The sequence below is a fragment of the Streptomyces sp. NPDC056061 genome, from assembly GCF_042266885.1.
GTDB lineage: Bacteria > Actinomycetota > Actinomycetes > Streptomycetales > Streptomycetaceae > Streptomyces.
Genome location: NZ_JBHJWQ010000004.1, coordinates 290,820 through 313,396, shown reverse-complemented (window position 1 = coordinate 313,396; position 22,577 = coordinate 290,820). Strand labels below are relative to the sequence as shown.

At 70.0% G+C, this 22,577-nt stretch carries 29 protein-coding genes; 6 read left to right on the top strand and 23 right to left on the bottom strand.

What is annotated here, in order from left to right:
• From rpmD to rpsJ, 20 genes are all read right to left on the bottom strand, one after another.
• On the bottom strand, positions 1 to 183 hold the full coding sequence (gene rpmD, locus ACFC79_RS09490) for a 50S ribosomal protein L30 (protein WP_018550611.1): 183 nt from the start codon (positions 181 to 183) through the stop codon (positions 1 to 3).
• Positions 183 to 788 (bottom strand): 30S ribosomal protein S5, encoded by a 606-nt coding sequence (gene rpsE, locus ACFC79_RS09485; RefSeq protein ID WP_072485533.1) that lies wholly within the window; start codon positions 786 to 788, stop codon positions 183 to 185. Before rpsE ends, rpmD begins: the two co-directional genes overlap by 1 nt.
• A gap of 46 nt (positions 789 to 834) precedes the next feature.
• Positions 835 to 1,218 (bottom strand): 50S ribosomal protein L18, encoded by a 384-nt coding sequence (gene rplR / locus ACFC79_RS09480; protein ID WP_376237308.1) that lies wholly within the window; start codon positions 1,216 to 1,218, stop codon positions 835 to 837.
• Between the two features lie 2 nt (positions 1,219 to 1,220).
• The gene (gene rplF, locus ACFC79_RS09475; protein WP_376237306.1) at positions 1,221 to 1,760 is read right to left on the bottom strand and encodes a 50S ribosomal protein L6; all 540 of its coding nucleotides are present in this window, start codon (positions 1,758 to 1,760) and stop codon (positions 1,221 to 1,223) included.
• Positions 1,761 to 1,781: 21 nt separating this feature from the next.
• A complete protein-coding gene (gene rpsH, locus ACFC79_RS09470) occupies positions 1,782 to 2,180 on the bottom strand; it encodes a 30S ribosomal protein S8 (RefSeq protein WP_005313538.1) in 399 nt (132 codons plus the stop codon).
• Positions 2,181 to 2,406: 226 nt separating this feature from the next.
• On the bottom strand, positions 2,407 to 2,592 hold the full coding sequence (locus ACFC79_RS09465; protein WP_003948630.1) for a type Z 30S ribosomal protein S14: 186 nt from the start codon (positions 2,590 to 2,592) through the stop codon (positions 2,407 to 2,409).
• A 2-nt stretch (positions 2,593 to 2,594) separates the two neighbouring features.
• The gene (gene rplE / locus ACFC79_RS09460) at positions 2,595 to 3,152 is read right to left on the bottom strand and encodes a 50S ribosomal protein L5 (protein ID WP_376237304.1); all 558 of its coding nucleotides are present in this window, start codon (positions 3,150 to 3,152) and stop codon (positions 2,595 to 2,597) included.
• The gene (gene rplX / locus ACFC79_RS09455) at positions 3,152 to 3,475 is read right to left on the bottom strand and encodes a 50S ribosomal protein L24 (RefSeq protein ID WP_073786786.1); all 324 of its coding nucleotides are present in this window, start codon (positions 3,473 to 3,475) and stop codon (positions 3,152 to 3,154) included. The genes rplE and rplX overlap by 1 nt, the downstream gene beginning before the upstream one ends.
• A gap of 2 nt (positions 3,476 to 3,477) precedes the next feature.
• Complete coding sequence (gene rplN / locus ACFC79_RS09450; protein ID WP_003966950.1) at positions 3,478 to 3,846, bottom strand: 50S ribosomal protein L14; 369 nt, start codon at positions 3,844 to 3,846, stop codon at positions 3,478 to 3,480.
• A 106-nt stretch (positions 3,847 to 3,952) separates the two neighbouring features.
• Positions 3,953 to 4,237 carry a 30S ribosomal protein S17 gene (gene rpsQ, locus ACFC79_RS09445; protein ID WP_030977953.1) on the bottom strand — a complete coding sequence of 95 codons (285 nt, stop codon included), beginning with the start codon at positions 4,235 to 4,237 and terminating at the stop codon, positions 3,953 to 3,955.
• Positions 4,237 to 4,461 (bottom strand): 50S ribosomal protein L29, encoded by a 225-nt coding sequence (gene rpmC / locus ACFC79_RS09440; protein ID WP_014047786.1) that lies wholly within the window; start codon positions 4,459 to 4,461, stop codon positions 4,237 to 4,239. Before rpmC ends, rpsQ begins: the two co-directional genes overlap by 1 nt.
• A complete protein-coding gene (rplP, locus tag ACFC79_RS09435; protein ID WP_072485538.1) occupies positions 4,461 to 4,880 on the bottom strand; it encodes a 50S ribosomal protein L16 in 420 nt (139 codons plus the stop codon). Before rplP ends, rpmC begins: the two co-directional genes overlap by 1 nt.
• Positions 4,881 to 4,885: 5 nt before the next feature.
• A complete protein-coding gene (gene rpsC, locus ACFC79_RS09430) occupies positions 4,886 to 5,725 on the bottom strand; it encodes a 30S ribosomal protein S3 (protein ID WP_148838707.1) in 840 nt (279 codons plus the stop codon).
• The gene (gene rplV / locus ACFC79_RS09425; RefSeq protein WP_009997296.1) at positions 5,725 to 6,072 is read right to left on the bottom strand and encodes a 50S ribosomal protein L22; all 348 of its coding nucleotides are present in this window, start codon (positions 6,070 to 6,072) and stop codon (positions 5,725 to 5,727) included. Before rplV ends, rpsC begins: the two co-directional genes overlap by 1 nt.
• Before the next feature lie 41 nt (positions 6,073 to 6,113).
• Complete coding sequence (rpsS, locus tag ACFC79_RS09420; protein WP_093540761.1) at positions 6,114 to 6,395, bottom strand: 30S ribosomal protein S19; 282 nt, start codon at positions 6,393 to 6,395, stop codon at positions 6,114 to 6,116.
• 12 nt (positions 6,396 to 6,407) lie between these two features.
• On the bottom strand, positions 6,408 to 7,244 hold the full coding sequence (gene rplB / locus ACFC79_RS09415) for a 50S ribosomal protein L2 (protein ID WP_283853424.1): 837 nt from the start codon (positions 7,242 to 7,244) through the stop codon (positions 6,408 to 6,410).
• A gap of 40 nt (positions 7,245 to 7,284) precedes the next feature.
• Positions 7,285 to 7,608 (bottom strand): 50S ribosomal protein L23, encoded by a 324-nt coding sequence (rplW, locus tag ACFC79_RS09410; protein ID WP_335934456.1) that lies wholly within the window; start codon positions 7,606 to 7,608, stop codon positions 7,285 to 7,287.
• Positions 7,608 to 8,258, bottom strand: coding sequence for a 50S ribosomal protein L4 (gene rplD, locus ACFC79_RS09405; protein WP_376237298.1), 651 nt, complete (start codon positions 8,256 to 8,258; stop codon positions 7,608 to 7,610). Before rplD ends, rplW begins: the two co-directional genes overlap by 1 nt.
• Positions 8,259 to 8,265: 7 nt before the next feature.
• Positions 8,266 to 8,910 (bottom strand): 50S ribosomal protein L3, encoded by a 645-nt coding sequence (gene rplC / locus ACFC79_RS09400; RefSeq protein WP_148838704.1) that lies wholly within the window; start codon positions 8,908 to 8,910, stop codon positions 8,266 to 8,268.
• Positions 8,911 to 8,923: 13 nt separating this feature from the next.
• Positions 8,924 to 9,232: a 30S ribosomal protein S10 gene (gene rpsJ, locus ACFC79_RS09395; protein WP_003948644.1), complete on the bottom strand. Its 309-nt coding sequence runs from the start codon at positions 9,230 to 9,232 to the stop codon at positions 8,924 to 8,926.
• Positions 9,233 to 9,794: 562 nt separating this feature from the next.
• On the opposite strand from rpsJ, the gene ACFC79_RS09390 reads away from it, so the two are divergent.
• Both ACFC79_RS09390 and ACFC79_RS09385 read left to right on the top strand, forming a co-directional pair.
• Positions 9,795 to 11,516, top strand: coding sequence for an RNA ligase family protein (locus ACFC79_RS09390; RefSeq protein WP_376237295.1), 1,722 nt, complete (start codon positions 9,795 to 9,797; stop codon positions 11,514 to 11,516).
• Positions 11,517 to 13,922: a poly(A) polymerase gene (locus ACFC79_RS09385; protein ID WP_376237292.1), complete on the top strand. Its 2,406-nt coding sequence runs from the start codon at positions 11,517 to 11,519 to the stop codon at positions 13,920 to 13,922.
• A gap of 134 nt (positions 13,923 to 14,056) precedes the next feature.
• On the opposite strand, the gene ACFC79_RS09380 is transcribed toward ACFC79_RS09385, so the two are convergent.
• Positions 14,057 to 14,266, bottom strand: a complete 210-nt coding sequence (locus ACFC79_RS09380) for a DUF397 domain-containing protein (RefSeq protein WP_376237289.1) — start codon at positions 14,264 to 14,266, stop codon at positions 14,057 to 14,059.
• Positions 14,263 to 15,141 (bottom strand): helix-turn-helix domain-containing protein, encoded by an 879-nt coding sequence (locus tag ACFC79_RS09375; RefSeq protein ID WP_376237287.1) that lies wholly within the window; start codon positions 15,139 to 15,141, stop codon positions 14,263 to 14,265. The genes ACFC79_RS09380 and ACFC79_RS09375 overlap by 4 nt, the downstream gene beginning before the upstream one ends.
• 183 nt (positions 15,142 to 15,324) lie before the next feature.
• Between ACFC79_RS09375 and ACFC79_RS09370 the strand changes: the two genes are divergently transcribed.
• From ACFC79_RS09370 to ACFC79_RS09360, 3 genes are all read left to right on the top strand, one after another.
• Entirely contained in the window at positions 15,325 to 15,816 is a 492-nt protein-coding gene (locus tag ACFC79_RS09370) for an ATP-binding protein (protein WP_376237285.1), read from the top strand.
• Positions 15,817 to 16,036: 220 nt separating this feature from the next.
• Entirely contained in the window at positions 16,037 to 17,023 is a 987-nt protein-coding gene (locus tag ACFC79_RS09365; protein ID WP_376237542.1) for a helix-turn-helix domain-containing protein, read from the top strand.
• Between the two features lie 34 nt (positions 17,024 to 17,057).
• Positions 17,058 to 17,954 carry a hypothetical protein gene (locus ACFC79_RS09360; protein WP_376237283.1) on the top strand — a complete coding sequence of 299 codons (897 nt, stop codon included), beginning with the start codon at positions 17,058 to 17,060 and terminating at the stop codon, positions 17,952 to 17,954.
• Between the two features lie 130 nt (positions 17,955 to 18,084).
• Here ACFC79_RS09360 and ACFC79_RS09355 read toward each other — a convergent pair whose 3' ends face one another.
• Entirely contained in the window at positions 18,085 to 19,980 is a 1,896-nt protein-coding gene (locus tag ACFC79_RS09355) for a LamG-like jellyroll fold domain-containing protein (RefSeq protein WP_376237281.1), read from the bottom strand.
• A 498-nt stretch (positions 19,981 to 20,478) separates the two neighbouring features.
• Here ACFC79_RS09355 and ACFC79_RS09350 point away from each other — a divergent pair, with 498 nt between their 5' ends.
• Positions 20,479 to 22,527, top strand: a complete 2,049-nt coding sequence (locus tag ACFC79_RS09350; RefSeq protein WP_376237539.1) for a PIG-L family deacetylase — start codon at positions 20,479 to 20,481, stop codon at positions 22,525 to 22,527.
• The last annotated feature ends 50 nt before the right edge of the window (positions 22,528 to 22,577 follow it).

Below are 22,577 nucleotides of genomic sequence, written 5' to 3'. Positions count from 1 at the left end.
TCAGTCGACCTCCTCGACCGTCACGAGGTGGCGGACGGTGTGCACCATTCCGCGGAACTCGGGACGGTCCTCCTTGACGACCACGTCGTGCAGGCGCTTGAGCCCGAGCGAACGCAGCGTGTCACGGTGGTTCTGCTTGCTGCCGATGTACGACTTCGTCTGCGTGATCTTGAGGCGAGCCATTACGCACCCGCCCCAGCACGCGCACGGAGGAGAGCCGCGGGGGCGACGTCCTCGAGCGGCAGACCGCGGCGGGCCGCGATCTCCTCGGGACGCTGCAGGCCCTTGAGGGCCTCCACGGTCGCGTGCACGATGTTGATCGCGTTGTCGGAGCCGAGCGACTTCGACAGGATGTCGTGAACGCCGGCGCACTCCAGGACGGCGCGCACCGGGCCACCGGCGATAACACCGGTACCGGGGGAAGCCGGCTTCAGCAGGACGACGCCCGCAGCCTTCTCGCCCTGGATCGGGTGGGGGATGGTGCCCTGGATGCGCGGGACCTTGAAGAAGTTCTTCTTGGCCTCTTCCACGCCCTTGGCGATGGCCGCGGGAACTTCCTTGGCCTTGCCGTAGCCGACACCGACGGTGCCGTCACCGTCGCCCACCACGACCAGCGCGGTGAAGCTGAAGCGACGACCACCCTTCACAACCTTGGCGACACGGTTGATCGCGACGACGCGCTCGACGTACGCGGTCTTCTCGGCGGCAGCTGCGCCGCCGTCACGGCCCTTCCGGTCCCGCCGCTCGCCGCCACCGGCACCGCTTCCGCGGCGCTGGGGTCCAGCCATTGGATTTACCTCTCTCTGTTACGTCCGCTGTGCGTAGGAACCGGGCTCAGAACTTCAGACCGGCTTCACGGGCGGCGTCAGCCAGAGCGGCAATCCGCCCTGCGTACTGGTTGCCACCGCGGTCAAACACGACGGCCTCGACGCCTGCGGCCTTGGCGCGCTCGGCGACCAGTGCGCCGACCTGCTTGGCCTGGGTGCTCTTGTCGGCCTCGCCACCACGGATGGAGACGTCCAGGGTCGACGCGGACGCGACCGTGTGGCCCGCGATGTCGTCGATGACCTGGGCGACGATGTGGCGGTTGGACCGCGTCACGACCAAGCGGGGACGCTCGGCCGAACCGGAGACGTGCTTGCGGACACGGATGTGGCGACGCTTGCGGGCGGCACGCTTGTAGGCGTCGCCCTTGGCGATCTTCACGCCGTATGCCATGGCTACTTACCAGCCTTTCCGACCTTGCGGCGGATGACCTCGCCGGCGTACTTGACGCCCTTCGCCTTGTACGGGTCGGGCTTCCGCAGCTTGCGGATGTTGGCCGCCACCTCGCCGACCTTCTGCTTGTCGATGCCCTCGACAGACAGCTTGGTCGGGGACTCGACCTTGAAGGTGATGCCTTCCGGCGCCTCCACGGTGATCGGGTGGCTGTAGCCCAGGGCGAACTCCAGGTTGGAGCCCTTCGCCTGGACGCGGTAACCGACACCGCTGATCTCGAGCGCCTTGGTGTATCCCTGGGTCACACCGGTGATCATGTTCGCCACCAGCGTGCGGGACAGGCCGTGCAGGGCCTTGTTCTGACGCTCGTCGTTCGGGCGGGTGACGTTCAGGACGCCGTCCTCACCCTTGGTGACCTCGATCGGCGACGCGACGGTGTGCGTGAGGGTGCCCTTGGGACCCTTCACCGCGACCGTGCGACCGTCGATGGTGACGTCCACACCGGCGGGAACCTGGATGGGGAGCTTGCCGATTCGCGACATGAGCTTTTCCTCCGTTCCCGACTACCAGACGTAGGCGAGGACTTCCCCACCTACGCCCTTCTTCTGCGCCTGCTGGCCGGTCAGGAGACCGTGGGACGTGGAGATGATCGCCACGCCCAGGCCGCCGAGGACCTTCGGCAGGTTGGTGGACTTTGCGTAGACACGCAGACCCGGCTTCGAGATGCGCTTGATGCCGGCGATCGAACGCTCGCGGTTCGGGCCGAACTTCAGCTCCAGGACGAGGTTCTTGCCGACCTCGGCGTCCTCGACCTTCCAGCCGGTGATGAAGCCCTCCTGCTGGAGGATCTCCGCGATGTGCGACTTGATCTTGCTGTGCGGCATCACGACGGAGTCGTGGTATGCCGAGTTCGCGTTACGCAGACGCGTGAGCATGTCTGCGATGGGATCAGTCATGGTCATGAATTGGCCTTCGGCCTCTCTCGCCGGGGTTTCCTGTATGCGCCATCCCTCTCCCCGCTCAGAGGCGGGACGGGTGCGGTGCGGGGACCTACGGCGTAGTAAGTCGGTCGTGGACGGCAGGCGCCCAACCCCGCAAGCCTACGGCATGCGAGGCGGGGCTCCCGCCGACCAGATGCTTACCGAGAGCTTCTGTGCAAATTCCCAACGCCCAAGGGGCGGAGGAGATTTACCAGGAGCTCTTGGTCACGCCCGGCAGCTCGCCGCGGTGAGCCATCTCACGGAGGCACACGCGGCACAGGCCGAACTTGCGGTAGACGGAGTGGGGCCGGCCGCAGCGCTGGCAGCGGGTGTACCCGCGGACGCCGAACTTCGGCTTACGGGCGGCCTTAGCGATCAGAGCCTTCTTCGCCACGGTCAGTTCTCCTTGAACGGGAAGCCGAGGTGACGAAGGAGGGCACGACCCTCGTCGTCATTGGTCGCCGTGGTGACCACGGTGATGTCCATGCCCCGGACCCGGTCGATCTTGTCCTGGTCGATCTCGTGGAACATGACCTGCTCCGTGAGACCGAAGGTGTAGTTGCCACGGCCGTCGAACTGCTTCGGCGACAGGCCACGGAAGTCACGGATACGCGGCAGCGCGAGCGACAGCGTACGGTCCAGGAACTCCCACATCCGGTCACCGCGGAGGGTGACGTGGCAGCCGATCGGCTGGCCCTCGCGCAGCTTGAACTGCGCGATGGACTTGCGGGCCTTGGTGACGGCCGGCTTCTGGCCGGTGATCGTGGTGAGGTCGCGCACGGCGCCGTCGATCAGCTTGGAGTCGCGGGCGGCGTCGCCCACACCCATGTTGACCACGATCTTGACCAGGCCGGGAACCTGCATGATGTTCTCGTAGGAGAACTCCTCACGCAGCTTGCCGGCGATTTCCTCGCGGTAGCGCGTCTTGAGACGCGGCGCAGTGGTGGCAGTCATCAGATGTCCTCACCGGTCCGCTTGGCAACGCGGATCTTGTTGCCCTCGTCGTCGAAGCGGTATCCGACGCGAGTGACGACCTTCTTGCCGTCCTTCTCCACAACCAGCTGCACGTTGCTGACGTGAATCGGGGCCTCGGTGGTGACGATGCCGCCGGTCTGCGAACCGCGAGCCGTCTGACCGGCCTTGGTGTGCTTCTTGACCCGGTTGACACCCTCGACGAGGACACGGTCCTGGGCGGGGTAGGCCACGATGACCTTGCCCTGCTTGCCCTTGTCCTTACCGGTGATGACCTGAACCAGGTCGCCCTTCTTGATCTTCATGCTTACAGCACCTCCGGCGCGAGCGAGATGATCTTCATGAACTTCTTCTCGCGCAGTTCCCGGCCCACGGGGCCGAAGATGCGGGTGCCGCGGGGGTCGCCGTCGTTCTTCAGAATGACGGCGGCGTTCTCGTCGAAGCGGATGTACGAGCCATCCTGACGGCGACGCTCCTTGACGGTGCGAACGATGACGGCCTTGACGACGTCACCCTTCTTCACGTTGCCACCGGGGATCGCGTCCTTGACGGTGGCGACGATGACGTCACCGATGCCCGCGTAGCGGCGACCCGAACCACCGAGAACACGGATGGTGAGGATTTCCTTCGCACCCGTGTTGTCGGCGACGCGAAGTCGCGACTCCTGCTGGATCACGTCTATCTCCTGATCGTCTGCCGGTTCCCGGCGGGGGCCGCCCCGTCTCCGGAGCGGTCCCCGCCGAGCCTGGCGGAACTTGCCTGAGGGGAATGCCCCTCAGGAATTACTTGGCCTTTTCGAGGATCTCGACGACGCGCCAGCGCTTCGTCGCGGACAGCGGCCGGGTCTCCATGAGGAGGACACGGTCGCCGACGCCCGCAGCGTTCTGCTCGTCGTGGGCCTTCAGCTTGTTCGTACGGCGGATGACCTTGCCGTACAGCGCGTGCTTCACGCGGTCCTCGACGGCGACGACGACGGTCTTGTCCATCTTGTCGCTGACGACCAGACCCTCACGGGTCTTGCGGAAACCGCGGTCGGTGTTCGTCTCAGTCACAGTCTTCTCGCTCATCAGACGCTCTCCACCGTCTCGATGCCCAGCTCGCGCTCGCGCATCAGGGTGTAGATCCGGGCGATGTCCTTACGGACGGACTTGAGCCGACCGTGGTTCTCAAGCTGCCCGGTCGCCGCCTGGAAGCGGAGGTTGAACAGCTCTTCCTTGGCCTCGCGGAGCTTGTTGAGCAGCTCCTCGTTGCCCAGCTCGCGCAGCTCGGACGCCTTGGTTCCGGCCGACATCACGCCTCACCTGCCTCGCGCCGAACGATGCGGCACTTCATCGGAAGCTTGTGAGCAGCGCGGGTGAGCGCCTCACGAGCAATCTTCTCGTTCGGGTAGGACAGCTCGAACATCACCCGACCCGGCTTGACGTTCGCGATCCACCACTCGGGAGAACCCTTACCGGAACCCATGCGGGTCTCGGCCGGCTTCTTCGTGAGGGGACGGTCCGGGTAGATGTTGATCCAGACCTTGCCGCCACGCTTGATGTGACGGGTCATCGCGATACGAGCCGCCTCGATCTGGCGGTTCGTCACGTACGCCGGGGTCAGCGCCTGGATGCCGTACTCGCCGAACGCAACCTGCGTGCCACCCTTGGACATACCGCTGCGCTTCGGGTGGTGCTGCTTGCGGTGCTTGACCCTACGGGGGATCAGCATTTCGGTCAGGCCTCCGTTCCGGTGCTCTCAGCAGCCGGAGCGGCAGCGGCGGGAGCCTCGGCCTTGGGGGCCTCGGCGGCCGGAGCCGACTGCTGCTGCGGCTTGCGGCCGCGACCGCCACGCTCGCCACCGCGGCCACGACCGGCCGGGCGGTCGGCGCCGCCACGGGCCGGGCGGTTGCCGGCGCGGGCAGCGGCGTTCTCGGCGCGGACCTCGGCGATGTTCTTGACGTCGCCCTTGTAGATCCAGACCTTCACACCGATGCGGCCGAAGGTCGTCTTGGCCTCGAAGAAGCCGTAGTCGACGTTCGCGCGGAGCGTGTGCAGGGGCACACGGCCCTCGCGGTAGAACTCCGAGCGGGACATCTCGGCGCCGCCGAGGCGGCCACCGCACTGGATCTTGATGCCCTTGGCGCCGGCCTTCATCGAGCTCTGCATGCTCTTGCGCATGGCCCGACGGAAGGAGACGCGGGAGGAGAGCTGCTCGGCGACGGCCTGGGCCACCAGCTGAGCGTCCACCTCGGGGTTCTTGACCTCAAGGATGTTCAGCTGGACCTGCTTGCCGGTCAGCTTCTCCAGCTCGCCGCGGATGCGGTCCGCCTCGGCGCCGCGGCGGCCGATGACGATGCCCGGGCGGGCGGTGTGGATGTCAACGCGGACGCGGTCGCGGGTGCGCTCGATCTCCACCTTGGAGATGCCGGCCCGCTCCATGCCCTTCGTCATCATGCGACGAATGGCGACGTCTTCCTTGACGTAGTCCTTGTACAGCTTGTCGGCGTACCAACGGGACTTGAAGTCCGTGGTAATGCCGAGCCGGAACCCGTGCGGGTTTACCTTCTGGCCCATTACCGGGTTCCTTCCTTGCTGCTGACGACCACGGTGATGTGGCTGGTCCGCTTACGGATCCGGTAGGCACGGCCCTGGGCACGCGGACGGAACCGCTTCAGGGTCGGGCCCTCGTCCACGTACGCCTCGCTGATGACCAGCGTGGAGGCGTCGGTGTGGTCGTAGTTGTGTGCGGCGTTGGCGATGGCGCTGTCCAGCACCTTGCCAACCGGCACGCTCGCGGCCTGCGGGGCGAAACGCAGGACCGCCTGAGCCTCCGTGGCATCCATGCCACGGATGAGGTCCACCACGCGGCGGGCCTTCATGGGCGTGACGCGGATGTACCGCGCCTGGGCCCTGGCTTCCATGGTTGTCCCTTCGGTGTAAGTCATGAGTCGTTCCACCCCGCCTAGCGGCGCTTCGACTTCCGGTCGTCCTTGACGTGGCCGCGGAAGGTGCGAGTCGGCGAGAACTCGCCGAGCTTGTGGCCGACCATCGACTCGGTGACGAACACCGGGACGTGGATCTTGCCGTTGTGCACCGCGATGGTGTGACCCAGCATCGCCGGGACGATCATCGAGCGACGGGACCAGGTCTTGATGACGTTCTTGGTGCCTGCCTCGTTCTGAACTTCCACCTTCTTGATGAGGTGGCCGTCGACGAAGGGCCCCTTCTTGAGACTGCGCGGCATCTAAACCCGCTCCTAGCGCTTCTTGTTCGTCTTGCGGCGGCGGACGATGTACTTGTTGCTCGCCTTCTTGGGAGAACGAGTACGACCCTCCTTCTGACCCCACGGCGAGACCGGGTGGCGACCACCGGAGGTCTTGCCCTCACCACCACCGTGCGGGTGGTCAACCGGGTTCATCGCGACACCGCGGACGGTCGGGCGGACGCCCTTCCAGCGCATGCGGCCGGCCTTGCCCCAGTTGATGTTCGACTGCTCGGCGTTGCCGACCTCGCCGATGGTGGCGCGGCAGCGGGCGTCGACCAGGCGGATCTCACCCGACGGCATGCGGAGGTGGGCCATGGAGCCCTCCTTCGCGAGCAGCTGCACGGAGGCACCCGCGGAACGGGCGAACTTCGCGCCGCCGCCGGGCCGCAGCTCGATGGCGTGGATGGTCGTACCGACCGGGATGTTGCGCAGCGCCAGGTTGTTGCCGGGCTTGATGTCGGCGGCCGGGCCGTTCTCGACACGGTCGCCCTGCGACAGGCCACGCGGCGCGATGATGTAGCGCTTCTCGCCGTCCGCGTAGTGCAGGAGCGCGATGCGCGCGGTGCGGTTGGGGTCGTACTCGATGTGCGCGACCTTGGCCGGCACGCCGTCCTTGTCGTGACGACGGAAGTCGATCACGCGGTAGGCGCGCTTGTGGCCACCACCCTGGTGGCGAACGGTCACACGACCGGCGTTGTTACGGCCGCCCTTGCTGTGCAGGGGGCGGACCAGCGACTTCTCCGGCGTGGACCGCGTGATCTCGACGAAGTCGGCGACGCTGGAGCCACGACGGCCCGGGGTCGTCGGCTTGTACTTGCGGATACCCATTTCTCAGTCCTCGTCCGATTCCGGACGATCCAGACCGCCCTCAGGCGGTCGGACCGCCGAAGATGTCGATACGGTCGCCCTCGGCGAGGGTCACGATGGCGCGCTTCGTGTCGGCGCGCTTGCCGAAACCGGTGCGGGTGCGCTTGCGCTTGCCCTGACGGTTGATCGTGTTGACCCCGGTGACCTTGACCGAGAAGACCGCCTCGACGGCCTGCTTGATCTGGGTCTTGTTGGAGCCCGGCGCGACGATGAACGTGTACTTGTTCTCGTCGAGCAGCGCGTAGCTCTTCTCGGACACGACCGGCTTGACGAGGACGTCACGCGGGTCCGTGAAGGTCTTGCTGGTAACGGTCGCCTCGCTCATCAGGCGTCGCTCCCTTCGGTCTCAGCGGTCTGGGGGCCAGACACGAAGGACTCGAAGGCGGCCTGGGTGAAGACCACGTCGTCAGAGACGATCACGTCGTACGTGTTCAGCTGGCCCGGCTCCAGGATGTGCACCTGGGGCAGGTTGCGGGCGGACAGCCACGCGGCCTCGTCGGAGCGGTCGGCGACCAGGAGCAGGTTCTTGCGCTCCGAGATCTTGCCGAACAGCGTCTTGGCGGCCTTGGTGGAGACGGCACCCTCGACCACGCCGGTGACGACGTGGATGCGGGAGTGACGGGCCCGGTCCGAGAGGGCACCGCGCAGGGCGGCGGCCTTCATCTTCTTCGGGGTCCGCTGCGAGTAGTCACGCGGCACGGGGCCGTGGACGACGCCACCGCCGGCGAACTGCGGAGCGCGGGTCGAACCCTGACGGGCGCGGCCGGTGCCCTTCTGGCGGTACGGCTTCTTGCCGCCACCGCGGACTTCGCCGCGGGTCTTGGTCTTGTGCGTGCCCTGACGGGCAGCTGCCAGCTGTGCGACAACGACCTGGTGGATCAGCGGAACGCTGGTCTTGGCGTCGAAGATCTCCGCGGGGAGCTCGACGGTCCCGGCCTTGTCGCCTGCCGGCGAAAGGATGTCAATGGTGCTCATCGGTTCCTCAAGCCCCCTTGGCCGCGGTACGGACCAGGACGAGGCCGCCGTTCGGACCGGGGACTGCGCCCTTGATGAGGAGCAGACCCTTCTCCGCGTCAACGGCGTGAACGGTCAGGTTCTGGGTGGTGACCCGCTCGTTGCCCATGCGGCCCGCCATGCGGAGGCCCTTGAACACACGGCCCGGGGTGGCGCAGCCACCGATGGAACCGGGAGAGCGGTGCTTGCGCTGGGTGCCGTGACCGGCGCCGAGGCCCTTGAAGTTGTGACGCTTCATGACACCGGCGAAGCCCTTGCCCTTGCTCTTGCCCGTGACGTCGACCTTGACGCCGGACTCGAACACCTCGGCGGTGACTTCCTGGCCGAGCGTGTACTCGCTGGCGTCGGCGGTGCGCAGCTCCACCAGGTGGCGGCGCGGGGTCACGTCGGCCTTGGCGAAGTGGCCCTTGAGGGGCTTGTTCACCTTGCGGGGGTCGATCTCGCCGAAGGCGATCTGGACTGCCTCGTAGCCGTCGGTGTCGTTGGTGCGGACCTGGGTGACGACACAGGGCCCGGCCTTGACGACGGTCACCGGGACGACCCGGTTGTTCTCGTCCCAGACCTGGGTCATGCCGAGCTTCTCGCCCAGGACGCCCTTAATGTTCTTAGCCATCTCGCGCGTCACCTCAGAGCTTGATCTCGATGTCGACGCCCGCCGGCAGGTCGAGACGCATCAGCGAGTCAACCGTCTTCGGCGTGGGGTCGAGGATGTCGATGAGGCGCTTGTGCGTGCGCATCTCGAAGTGCTCGCGCGAGTCCTTGTACTTGTGCGGCGACTTGATGACGCAGTACACGTTCTTCTCAGTGGGCAGCGGCACCGGGCCCGCGACCGACGCACCAGTGCGGGTCACCGTCTCGACGATCTTCTTCGCCGAGGAGTCGATGACCTCGTGGTCGTAGGCCTTGAGCCGGATGCGGATCTTCTGTCCCGCCATGGCTACTAGTAGTCCTGTCTCTCGCTAACGCTCTGGAACCCGTTGGTGCTGCTTCCGCCTCCGACCCACGCGGTCGGGCGTGTCGCACTCCCTCTACGCGAATCTCCCTGAGGAAATCCCAACCAAGGGGGTGCGGGCCCGAGGACCGCGCTGGTGCTCAATCAAGAGCGTCGGGGGCGAATACCCACCGGGTGCCTGGCCGGCGCCCCACTGACGCTTCCCGGAAGATTCCCGTACGTCCGACCCGCAGGGGGTCGACGAGTACTGTGGGACTCGCTTCCGGTCCTCCCGGCGGGAGGCGCGCAGCATTGACACTCAACCGAGCAACCTGGTCAGTGTGCCATACGGCTCGCGAGCCTGGCCAATCGGGCCGGGAATCCTACCCCTCGCCGTCGCCCGGTCAAACGCAGGCGCGCGACCGGCGCAGCCGGAAAGCCGTACCGGAGTGCGTGGAGCCGGTCACCGGAACGGCCCGCAAGGTCCTCGCAAATTCGGTCGAGAGCCGCACATCCCCGCCCTAGAGTGACCGGTCGGCACGCCGTCGTCACCAGGGGTTCTCACCATGCGTACGCACTATCCGCGCACCGCCCACCTGCCCTGGTCGCCGGGGGCGACCTCGGACGACGTGCGGATCGCGGACCTCGACGCGCTGATGGGCCGAGAGGTCGTGGTGACCGAGAAACTGGACGGCGAGAACACCACGCTCTACGCCGACGGCCTGCACGCCCGCTCCCTCGACTCCGCCCACCACCCCTCGCGGGGCTGGGTGAAGGCGCTCCAGGGCCGGATCGGCGCCCGCATCCCCGCGGGGTGGCGGGTGTGCGGCGAGAACATGTTCGCCCGCCATTCGATCCCGTACGACGGCCTGGAGAGTTTCTTCTACGGCTTCTCGGTCTGGGACGGGGAACGCTGCCTGGACTGGGACCGGACCATGGCGTTCCTGCGCGACCTGGGGATACCTGCGCCGCCGGTGCTGTGGCGCGGCGTCCTCGACGCCCGCGCGGAGAAGGCCCTGCGGGCGCTGAAACCGGACACCGGACGCCAGGAGGGTTACGTCGTCCGCCCCGTCGGCGGCTTCGCGGCCCCGGATTTCGGGCGCCTGGTGGCGAAGTGGGTGCGGCCCGGTCATGTGCGGACCGACACGCACTGGATGCACGCCGCCGTGGTGGAGAACGGGCTCGGCCCGGCCGCCGCCCTGTGGGCCGTACGGTCCGGCACGCCCGTCGACCCGGCGGCCCTCACCGCCGCCGCGGGCGCGGGGGCGGGGCCAGGGACGGATGCGGATGCGGGTGGCGACGGGTCCGGTCCGGGCATCGGCGACGCGGAGGCCGCCGCCGCGATGGGCGACACGCTGGACGCGCTGGGCCGGACCGGCGACGACCGGCTGACCGGCGTCCTGGCCGCGCTGCTGCACCGGGGCCGCCGCACGGAACTCGCGCCCGCGCTGGCCCGGACGGTGGGGATGCCGGTGGCCCGCCGCGTCGCCGACCTGGTCGGACTGCACCCCTCGCTGCACCGCCCGTACCCGGACGAGGAGCGCCGCACCGGCCTGGTGCGGATGTCGTTCGCCGCCGATCTGCCGGTGGTGCACGCGCTGGCCGCTGTGGTCGCGGGCACGGACGAGGAGCGCGAGCAGGTGGAGTGGTCGGCGCTGCACGCGGAGGGACTGCGGGAGCCCGAGGGGCTGGACGCGGCCTTCGCGGACCTGGCCCCGGACGCCGCCGACCGCTGCCGGGCGCAGGCCCGCGAGGCGTACGCCCTGGGCCGGGTCGCCACCGCCGAGGAGGCGGTCGCCGCGACCTGGCGGTGGCGGACCGGGGACTTCCCGCGCCTGATCCAGCTGGTCGGGCCGTCCGGCAGCGGCAAGAGCACCTTCGCCCGGACCCTGCCGAACGTCGACACGCACCTCTCGCTCGACGATCTGCGCGACGCCCGGGGCTCGCGGGCCGACCAGCGGGCCAACGGGGAGGTGCTGCGCGAGGGCCTCGACCGGCTGGACGCCGCGCTGACCGGGGGTGCCGCGGTCGTCTGGGACGCCACCTCGCTCAACCCGCACCAGCGCTCCCTGGTGCACACGGTCGCCCGTCGCCGGGACGCGCTGCTCACGCACGTGGTGACCGTGGTCGACGAGGCGGAACTCGTCCGCCGCAACGGCCGCCGCACCCACCCGGTGCCCCCGCAGGTGCTGACCTCGCAGCTGCACCGGTACGTGCCCCCGTACCCGGGCCAGGCGCACCGCACCTGGTACGTCGGAGCGAGCGGAACCGTGGAGGACAGGGCGTAGATGCGTACCAGTGAGGAGATCTACCACCGGGTCCGCTGGGACGCCCGGTTCGATCCGGCACGCTTCGTGCTGGGCGTGGCGCAGCGCGGGACCGTGCCGAAGCGGGTGCCGCTGCCCCGGTTCACACCGGGCGGGGACATCCCCTGGCACCGGGTGCTGTTCGTCGAGGCGGACGGCGAGCTGGTGTGGGACCGGGCGTCCGGTGTGGACCGGATCGACGCCACGGACGCCGGACGGGTACGCGCCCCGCGCCGCCTGCCGTCCCCCTTCTTCACCTCGCGGACCCCGCACGCGTACCGCGCGTCGCGGGGTGTCTGGACGCCTCTGACGGAGCCTCCGCAGGCTCCCGTCTCCTCCGGCCCCCTGACGGTGCTCACCTGGAACACCCTCTGGGACCGCTACGACAGCGACCGCATCGACACCGCCCGGCGCCGCCCACTCCTGCTCGACGCGCTGAAGGACGCGGACGCGGACGTCATCGCCCTCCAGGAGGCCGAACCCGCCCTGCTCACCATGCTGTTGGCGGCGCCCTGGGCCCGCGAGGACTACACGCTGTGGGCCGAACCGTCCCGACGCGACGTCGCCGACTGCGGTCTGCTGCTGCTCAGCAGGGTGCCGGTGCGGGAGGCGGGCCTGCACGTCCTGGGCCCGCACAAGGCGGTCGCCGCCGTGGTCGTGGAGGGCGCGGAAGGGCCGGTGACGGTCGCCGTCACGCACCTCAGCAGCGACCACTCGGCCGACGGCGTCGGCCGACGGGACGCCGAACTCGCCGACATCGCGACCGGGTTGGCGGCGGTCGAGGGCGATGTCCTGCTGCTCGGCGACTTCAACGACGGCGGCGACACCCCGCAGGACCGGCTGGGCATGCCGGACGCCTGGAGCCTGGTGCACGGCGCCGACGACCGCACGCCGACGTTCGACCCGTCGGTCAATCCGCTGGCCGCCGTCTCCTCCCTGTCGGGGCGGTCGTCCCGGCTGGACCGGGTCCTGGTCCGCTCGGAGCGACTGCGGCCGGTGTCGGCGACGCTGCTGGGCGATGTGCCGACGCCGGACGGACTGTACGTCTCGGACCACTTCGGGGTGCGGGTGGAGCTGTCCGCCGGGGCGGCGGCGGAGGGGGACGGCGGCCCGTCCGAGGACGAGGGGGCGCGGGACGACGCCATCGCGGCGGAGCAGGCCGTCGCGGCGGACCTGGTCCGGCGTGTGGCCACTGCCCTGCCGGGGGCCCAGGTCCACCTCGCCGGTTCGCGACGCATGGGCTGCGCGCTGCCCGGCGCGGACGCGGACCTGGTCGCGGCGCTGCCCGGTGACGTCGCCCTGCCGGAGGTCCGGGCCCGTCTGGCGGCCGGCCTGCCGGACGCCGTCGACATCCGCGAGGTGACCGGGGCCCGGGTGCCCGGTCTGCGCTTCGGGATCGGCGGCGGTGCCAGTGCCGGTCACGGTGAGGCCGCCGGTGCCGGTGCCGGTGTCGGTGAGGCCGCTGGTGCCGGTGTCGGTGCCGGTCATGGCGAGGCCGCCGGTGCCGGTGTCGGTGCCGGGGACCTGCGGGTGGACCTGGTGACCGTCGCGACGGGCGCGCTGCCCCCGGCCGAGGCGGTCGCCCGCCGCGCCGAGCTGGGCGACGCGGCGGCCATGGCGCTCAGCGCGGTGAGCGACGCGGACGCGGTGCTCGCGGCGGCGGACCCGCACCGGGAGGCGTTCGTCCGGCTCGCCCGCGAGGTGAAGGCGTGGGCGCGGGCGCGCGGCCTGGACTCCGCCCCGTGCGGCGGGCTGCCGGGCCTCGCCTGGTCCGTCCTGGCCGCCCGTACCGCGCACGAATCGGGCGGGCTGCCGCCACTCCCCCTGCTCCGGCAGTTCTTCGCAACCTGGGCGGCATGGGACTGGAGCCGCCCGGCGAGTGTCGAGAAGGCCGAACGGGACACCGGTCTCCGGGGTGCGCCGCTGACCGTACTGACCCCGACCGCCCCGGTCCGCAGCTGCACCTCACAGGTCTCCGCGGCCGGACGCGACCTCGTCGCCGAGGAGCTCTTCCGCGCCTGGGAGATCCTGGAATCCGCCGCCGACTCCGGCCCCGTCCCGCGTTCCCGGCTCCGCGCCCGCCCGCCGCTGCACCTGCGGCACGCCGCCTGGGCTGTCGTCTCCGTACGGCACGGCGAGGACGAGGGCCGCTTCCGGGGCCGGATCCTCGCCCTGCTCGCCGCCCTCACGGACGCGGGCTCCCCCGACGCCCATGCCTGGCCCCGCCCGTGCGGCACCGACGCCACCCACGTCCAGTACACGATCGGCCTCGGCCGCACCCCGCCCGACGCGCCACGACTCGCCGAGATCGGCGGGGAACTGCTGCGCGGCCTTTCCGACGCCCGGATCACGCGGGCGAGCGGGAGCGAGGCGCCGGATGTGCGGTGAGCACGTGATCAACGGCGAGACCGGCGAACCGTCCGGGGCCGGGCGCTCTTGCGCCCGGCACGCTCGACATCCGTGAACGGGAGACCGGGCAGGTTACGAGAAGGGTCCGGCGCGCGCCGATGAGCGCGAACCGCTCAGCTCTCCCACACGTACGAGACGAAGCCCACCCACGCACCTGGCGCGAACGCGAGCCGAGGGCCGTCAGCGTCCTTGGAATCACGCACGTGCACTGTTCCTGTGGCGACTGCCACCTCAACGCAGTCGTTCCCACTGCTGCTGTCGCTGTAGCTGCTCTTGAACCACTCCAGCCCAAAAGCATCCCCGACAGAGGGCTTGTGGATCATGTTTCTCCCATAAGTTGCTCAATGAAGGCCAGCGATTCACGAGGGGTGAGGGCCTGGGCCCGGATGATGCCATACCGCAGCTCCAAGATCCGAAGCTGCTTCGGGTCGGAGACCGGGCGACCGCCGAAGGCGCCTCCCGAGCGCCCCACGGCCGTTCCGTCTCCAAACTTCAGCACCTCGATCTCACCACCCATTCCAGGATGAGTCTCGCAATCGAGCGGCATCACTTGTAGTGAGACGTTCCGCAACTGCCCCACCTCCAGAAGACGTTCGAGCTGGCGACGCCACTCCATTCTGCCTCCGATGGGCCGTCGCAGCGCAGCCTCTTCCTGAACGAAGCTGAGTGCTGGCGCCGGAGAGCGGTCAAAGATCGAACGGCGGGCCATGCGTGCAGCCACGCCTCGCTCCACCTCGTCCTGAGAGTAAGCAGGCTGCCGCGCCTCCAGCAGCACCCGCGCGTGGCCCTCCGTCTGCAACAGGCCATGGATACCGTGGTTGGCGTACACCCCAACCTCAACCGCCTTGGCCTCCAGCTTCGTCAGATCCCGGATCTTCTTCGGGTACCGCGCCTCCGCCACGTCCTGCTTCATCGCGGTGATCTTGCCGCCCGCGCCGAGCACCTCGTCCGCCCCGTCCAGGAACTCCGGCCGGGGGATGCGTCGGCCGCCCTCCACCTTGTAGACGAGGTCCTCCCCGTACCCGATCGCGGCTCCCAACTCTGCGGCGCGGAGCCCCGCCGCCTCCCGCCACGCCTTGATCTGGCGCCCCACTGCGGCGACCACCGCCACCACCGACTCGTCATCGGGATCGACGTCCCAGCCCGGCTCGTCCGCCCCGGCGTCCCCGCGCCCCGTACCGGCCTCATCCACGCTCATCCGTGCCCCACTTCCGACCGCGCTTACCGTTCTCGGCCCAACTACCGTTCTCGGCCCAACCTCTGGTGTCCCCGGTGCGTCACCCCGGACAGCCGGGACAGCGCTGGACAAGCGCGGGACAGTCACCATACGTAAGGGGCCCATCACTGTTCACGGTACGCGGGCACGGCCACGCTGAGCAGCGTGAACCAACACATCACCCGAACCGAACGTTCCACTCCCACGCGCCAGTTCATCGTGCGGCTCTCCCCCACCCGTCGAGGCGCCAGGCTCGCCCGCGTCTTCGCCACGGCGCGTCTGAGCGACTGGGGGCTTCCTCCGGACCCGGCCGCGCACATCGTCGCCGAGCTCGCCGCCAACGCCGCCGTTCACGGCCGCGTACCGGGCCGAAGCTTCCAACTCCGCCTCACCGCCCGTCGTGACCGGCTCCTGCGGATCGAGGTGACCGACACCCTGGGCGAGCAACTGCCCGTCGCCTCCACCCCCGACCACTGTGCGGAGAGCGGGCGCGGCCTCCTCATCGTCGAAGCGCTCGCCGACCGCTGGGGCGTCGATGTCGGCCCCGTCCCCCGCAAGACGGTCTGGGCCGAGATCGACCTCGTACCGCGACCGCTCCACCGGGTCGCGGAAACCCACGACCCGGTGAGCCGCGTCGCCGCACTCCACGACTCATAAAGCTTTGAAAAACCTGGGGAAATCACCCTCCCCAACCCAACCCGACCCCCGTCCCACACTCGTCACTCACTCGGGTGACATGGGGCAACTGAGCTGGATTTCATGCGGGTTGGTCGACTTATGCTCGCCGCGACACACAACCCCAGACATGCGTCGGCCCCCGGCCGGGACGGCAATCCCGATCGAGGGCCTGACCACCGAGGAAGTAAAGGGCTTCCCGATGGATACCTCGCAGATTACCGTGCCCTCGCGCGGCCCGTCCCCCGTACGCGAAGACGCCACACCGGCATCCGGTGTCATCCACGTCAAGGTCCGGCATGCCGCGGGCTTCACCGTCATCGGCAACCACCTCGCACAGCACCGCGGACTCTCCCTCGTCGCGATCGGGCTCGCCGCCCACATCCAGTCGCTCCCCGCCGGGGCCAGGATCGGCATCAAACACCTCGCCGAACGCTTTCCCGAGAGCGAGACCCGCATCGCCGCCGCCCTGCGCGAACTCGAAGCCCACGACTACCTCGACCGCAGCCGCGTACGCCTCGCCGACGGCCGCATCGTCACCCGCACCATCTCGTACAACCAGCCCGGCGCCACCACCCGTCCCGTCACAACACCCCCTCGGACACGTACCGCTGCCCGCAAGTCAGCCACGCCGGCCGCATCATCACCACCCGCGACCGCTCCCGGACCGCACCCCGTCCCCGCACCACCGACACCCGCACCGCAGCCATGCCCTGCCTCCACCCCCGTGCCGGCTCCCGCGCCGACCCCCGCCGCACGCACCACCACACCGCCACCCCCGCTCCCCCAGCCACGGGAACTCACACCGGAGTTCCGGCACACGGCCACCGCGCTCCTCGCCGGCCTGCGCCGCCACGCACCCCAACTCACCCTCTCCGAGCACGACATCCGCACCCTCACCCCCGGCGTGGCCGCCTGGCTCGAACGCGAAGCCCGCCCCGACACCATCCACCACGCCCTCACCACCGACCTCCCCACTCCCCTCAAGCACCCGGCCGGACTCCTGCGCCACCGGATCACGACACTCCTGCCACCACCCCTACCGGGGCCCCAGGACATCGCCGCACTCGCAGGCCCCGACGCCGCCGTCGCCCCGCTCCAGAACTGCGACCACTGCGACCGCGCCTTCCGCTCCCACCACCCGGGCCGGTGCCGCGACTGCCAGTCCGACCTCCACACCGCCGCCTGACCCGGAACACCACCCACGACCCGAACGGACCCGTATGGTCAGCTCACCCCACGAGGCAATGCACCGCATCTTCCAGGAGTACCCCGGCCTCTTCTCCCGCGTCTCCGAAGTACTCGGAATCGACATCCCACCCCCCACCTCGGCCACCACCCTGCCCACCGACCTCACCGAGGCCCGCCCCGTCGAACGCCGGGTGGACACCCTCCTGCGCATCGAAACAGAACACGACGGACCCTTCCTCCTCGCCATCGAAGCCCAGGGCAAGAAGGACCCGCGCAAAACCACCAGCTGGCCGTACTACGTCAGCTACCTCCACAACAGATACGGCCTGCCCGTCCTGCTGCTGGTCGTCTGCCAGGACCACACCACCGCCGAATGGGCCGCACGCCCCGTCTCCATCGGCCTCCGCCAATGGCAGACACTCACCCTGAGCCCCCTCGTCGCCGGACCCCACAACATGCCCGTCATCACCGACGTGGCCGAAGCCCGCAAGGACCTCGCACTCACCACCCTGGCCGCCATCACACACGCCGACAATCCGGACGTCGATGCCATACTGAAAACCCTGTCCGCCGCACTGCGCGACACACCCGAAACCATCGCCAACCCCATCGTCGAACTCACCGCACAGGGCCTGGGCAACCGCCCGGCCGCACAACAGTGGAGGAACCTGGTGGCCGTGGACCTCTCTTTCTACAAGTCCTTCATGTCGGAAGAAATCCGAGACGAAGGCCGAGTCGAAGGCCGGGCAGAAGGCCGGACGCAGGGCCGGGCCGAGAGCATCCTGCTCGTGCTGGAACAGCGCGGCCTCACCGTTTCCGACGCGGTTCGCGAACGGATCACCGATTGCGGTGACCCCGAAACCCTGCGCCAGTGGCTGATGCGAGCCGTCACCGCCACCACCGCGGAGGAGATCTTCGCCGAGAAGTAGCCCGTCCCGGCGGTGCCCCTCCTGTCCGCCCCTGTCCACAGGCAGGAGGGGCACCCTGTTGTCCACCGGCTCCCCCGTCGCGGCCCGAATCGGTCCGGTCCGGTCCGGCCCGTTCCCGTGTCCGTACCGCTCAGGCGATCATGAAGTTCTTCACTGGCAGTGCGCGGGTGACGATCCGGACGTCGCCGATCCAGCCGTGCATCAGCTGGTCGAGCTCGCCCCCGTACTCGTAGGCGCCGAGCAGCCAGGGCAGGCCCGCGGTGGCGAGACCGGTGGCGCGGGTGGCCGGGTTCCGGGCGACGACGCAGCCGTCGATGTACATCGTCGTGTGCTTCGTGTCGTTGACGACGGCCACGTGCCACCACCGTTCCCGCAGCAGTTCATGGCTCCAGTTGGTGACGCCGCCCGGCTGGTTCAGCGGCGCCGCCGCCCACTGGAGTCCGGGGCCGTCCGAGACGGAGAGGGTGGCGACGGGCTCCTCCGGGTCGCCGGACGTCTTGCCCGCGGCCCCGAGCGTGCCCCGGCGGCCGAGCAGACCGCCCCAGGCGTTGCGCCCGGCGTCCCAGTCGGCGGGCAGGCGGAGGAATGCCTCGATGGTGTATCCGGACCTGAACGTCATGGTGTTGAGCGGTGCGTTGTTCTCCGTACGCAGATACGCGCCCTGCAGCGGCGCCTTCGAGCCGTCGAAGCAGAGGCTGCCGTGGCCGGGCTGATCGGGGTGGTGGCTGCCGGACCAGCGCAGCGCGTCGGGCGCACTGCCGGGCACGGCCTCGCGCACCAGGTCGTTGCGGTGCCCGGACAGGTCGGTGACGCGCAGCCCGGTCGCGGCGGCGGAGCCGTCCGGGTGCGACGGGGAGTCGAACCGCCAGTAGGCGACGGTGCCCGGTATCAGCATCCGCCCGGCCGGACGGGGAGCGCGCGGGGGCACGGGCGCGAAGCCCGAGAACCGCTTCTCGAAGTCGATGGGAACGGCGAAACGGTCCTGCGGGCCGGTCAGTTCGACCTCACCGCGCTCCAGTTCGTTGAGCTTCTCGCCCGCGCGGCCGAGGATCCACGGGGAGATCGTCTCCACGTCGATGGTGTTCCTGGCCAGGTCGAAGCGGTAGAGGCGGATCATCGCGCTGCCGCCGTAGTACCGGTTCTGGTAGTTGGTGATGTGCAGATGGACGTCGTTGCCCGCCGCGTTCTTGCGGGTGGTGCGCCCGGCGGGCCAGTAGTGCCCGTTGAGGGTGAGGAAGATCTGGTCGTTCCCGGCGATCAGCTCGTCCCACAGGTGCTTTCCGTGGCCGGAGAACTCGGCCTCGTCGCCGTCCGCGTTCGCGTACACCAGTTCGTGAGTGGTGAGGATGACGGGGGTGTGCGGATGCCGGGCGATGACCTTCTTCGCCCAGGCGAGACCGGCCGCCGACGGCCGCCAGTCCAGCGCCAGCACCAGCCACTCCCGCCCGGCGGCACGGAACAGGTGATACGTGTTGTAACCGTCCGGGGTCGCGCCGCCGAACGTCGGCAGCCGCCGCATCCGCTGCGGGCCGAAGGTGTCCAGGTACGGAGTGCGACCGCGCTGGTCGTCGGTGGACGACGCGATGTCGTGGTTGCCCGCGACGACGCTGTAACCCACCTTCCGACGGTCGAGCAGCTCGAACGCCTTGCCGATCGCGCTGAACTCGGTCGTCTGCCCGCTCTCGGTGAGGTCGCCCAGGTGGGAGAGGAAAACGATGTTCTCGTCGCGCCCGTGGTCGAGGACATACCGCAGCGACGCCTCGACCGGCGCCCTGTCGATGCTCGCCCCGTCGAAGAGGTACTGGGTGTCCGGCATGACGACGAGCGTGAATCTGGGGCTCTCGGAGTCGGGCCGCCAGGCCGCCGCGGTGGCGCCGGAGCTCTGCGGGGACCGGGCGGCGGCGGGGCCTGCGGCGAGCCCGGTGGCCGCGGCGGCCACCCCGGTCAGTGCGGTGGCCCGCAGGAACGTGCGGCGGCCGGCGCCGGGCAGGAGCGGGCCGTCGGGCTGGTGGAGGGGGCTGCACATGGATGTCTCCGCGGAGGACGGGCGTCGGGGGATCGTGCGCACGCTAGCCGCGAGCGAGGGACGTACCGGACCTCGGAGGCGTCACCCGGACGAATAATCCATGAAGTGCGCATCGCCGGGCACAGTGCGCGAGCGTGCTCTGGTGCGCCCCGAACTGACGCCGGTGCTGTACGACCCCGGGAAGTGGCAGGCGACAGCGGACGAACCGGCCCCGGTGGAGATCGATCACCGGCTCTGCGACTCGGCCTGCGAGGTCTTCGACGGCTACGCACCCCCTCGCTTCCCCGACAACGCACCCGGCCAGGCAACCCACCCCTCCCGAACTCCGTCTATCCCCCCGCAAGCGCGGCTCTCCCCCCGTCGCGGCCTGCACGGAATCAGTACGCAGCGCAAGGCGCGCCCGGTCGCCCGCTGCGGGGGAACGGACGGAGCACGGTGTTGACGGGAAGATCCACGCCGCGCGCGGCCCGGACGGGGCTGCCGCGGCGCACACTGCTGATGGGCGCGATCAGCGCGGCGAGCGCCGCCGCACTCCCCGCCTGCACGGCCCTCGCGCCGCCCCGCCGTCGCAATCCGGCCCCGAACCCCATGCCCGGCCTGCCGATCAGCACCGCGCGACCGGCCCTGATGATGCAGGTCCTCGCCCACCCGGACGACGACCTGTACTTCATGAACCCGGACACCCGGCAGGCGTTCCACGGCGGAACGCCCCTGGTCTGCGTCTACCTGACCGGCGGCGAGGCCGACGGCGTCAACCGCATGCCGGGGCGCCCGCGTCCCGCCCCCGACAAGGCCGCGTACTCCTCCTCCCGGCACCAGGGACTCCGCCAGGCGTACGCGACCCTGCTTGGCCTCGACCGGTTCACGAACTGGGAGAAGTCGGTCCTCGAACTCGACGGCGGGCACCGTGCCGAGATCAACCGGCTCGCGCACGACGGTCGCCGGGTCGAGCTCATCTTCGTCAACACCGCCATGCACACCAGCTACGGGCGGCTCGGGCTGCCCAGCCTCTGGCAGGACCGGCGGCTCGTCCTGCCCACCGTCGTCGCCGACGACTCGCCGCTGCGACAGGCCGGTTCGTACACCTACGACGGCCTGCTCGACGTCCTGGTCGGGCTCTTCGACAAGTACCGGCCGACCGCCGTGCACACTCTGGACCCGGACCCCGACATCCAGCACAGCAGCGCGGCCCAGCGGCGCCGGGACAGCGAGCAGGAGGGCTACTCCGACCACCCCGACCACACCGCGACCGCGCTGTTCACCTGGACGGCGCTGATCCAGTGGGTGGCACGGGTCACCGCCCGTGGTGGCGAGGTGCCCAGCTTCGCCACCACCGCCTACCGGGCCTACTACAACCGGCACTGGCCCAAGAACCTGCCCCCCGCCGTCCTGACCCAGAAGGCGGAGCTCCTCGTCCCGTACGGCGGTTCGGCCGACTGGGACTGCGGCAACCCGGGCGGCTGCGGCGACTACGGCGTGGGCGGCGATCGTCCGCTCACCAACCGCAAGGGCTGGGTGCGGTCCACCCACTACCGCTACCCCGGTCCCCGTCCCGTCCTCGGTACCGAACCGGACGGGCGGCTCGTCGCGTACGGGGTGCTGGGGCTGCGCGCGGTCCGCTGGCGCGAGAGCACGCCGGGCAGCGGGCTGTGGAGCGTGCCGGACGACCTCGGTGGCGGCCCGCTCGCCCCGGTCCTCGGCGGCACGACCCTGCCGGACGGGCGGCAGCTCCTGTTCGGCCTGCGCTTCGACGCGATCGGAGGGCACGGCTCGGACAACACCCGCGAGGTCGTCGCCCTGGAACAGGGCTCCCCCGGCGGCGACTTCCGCGCCTGGAAGGGCCTGGGCAACCCGGAGCGCCTCCAGGACTCCGGGCGCCGAATAGGCGTCCCCGTCGCGGTCACCGCGCCCGACGGACGGGTCCACCTGTTCGTACGGAACGCGGAGAAAGGTCTCAGCACCCGGGTCCGGGACTCGACCGGCCGGTGGGACGACTGGCGCGACATGGGCGGCGGCGAGATCCAGGACGGGCTGTCCGCCCTGGTGGACGCCCAGGACCGGGTCCACGTCTACGCGGCGGGCCGTTTCGCGGTGCACCACTGGACGCAGGACGCCCCCGGCGAGCCGGTCACCGCGCGCACCCAGATCGGCGGGGTGCCGGTCCCCGGCGACGGCCCCGGCGCCCTGGCCGCACCGGACGGGACCGTCGCCCTCTTCTACCGCGCCGCGGCGAAGGCGGCCCTGACCACCGTCCGGACCGGTGAGACGGCGGACGGAACCGGCATCGACCGCAAGGGACCGACCGCCCACGACCCCACCGGCTTCGACGGATACGGGCCGGTGACCGCCGCCGGCCCCGCGCACTCCCCCACCCTGCTCGGCCGCACCGCGACGGGCCTGGTCCAGCTCCGCACCCCCCGCGGCCTCGTCGTACGGAAACAGGGCGCGGTACCACTGGACGGCCCGGCCCTGCACCTCGGCAAGGACGGCCGCCCGACCGTCGCAGCCCTCGGCGTCGACGCCCACCCCTGGCTCTGGCGCCCCTGACCGGCCGGTCGACGGACACGGGCACGGGCACCGGCACCGGCACCGGCAGG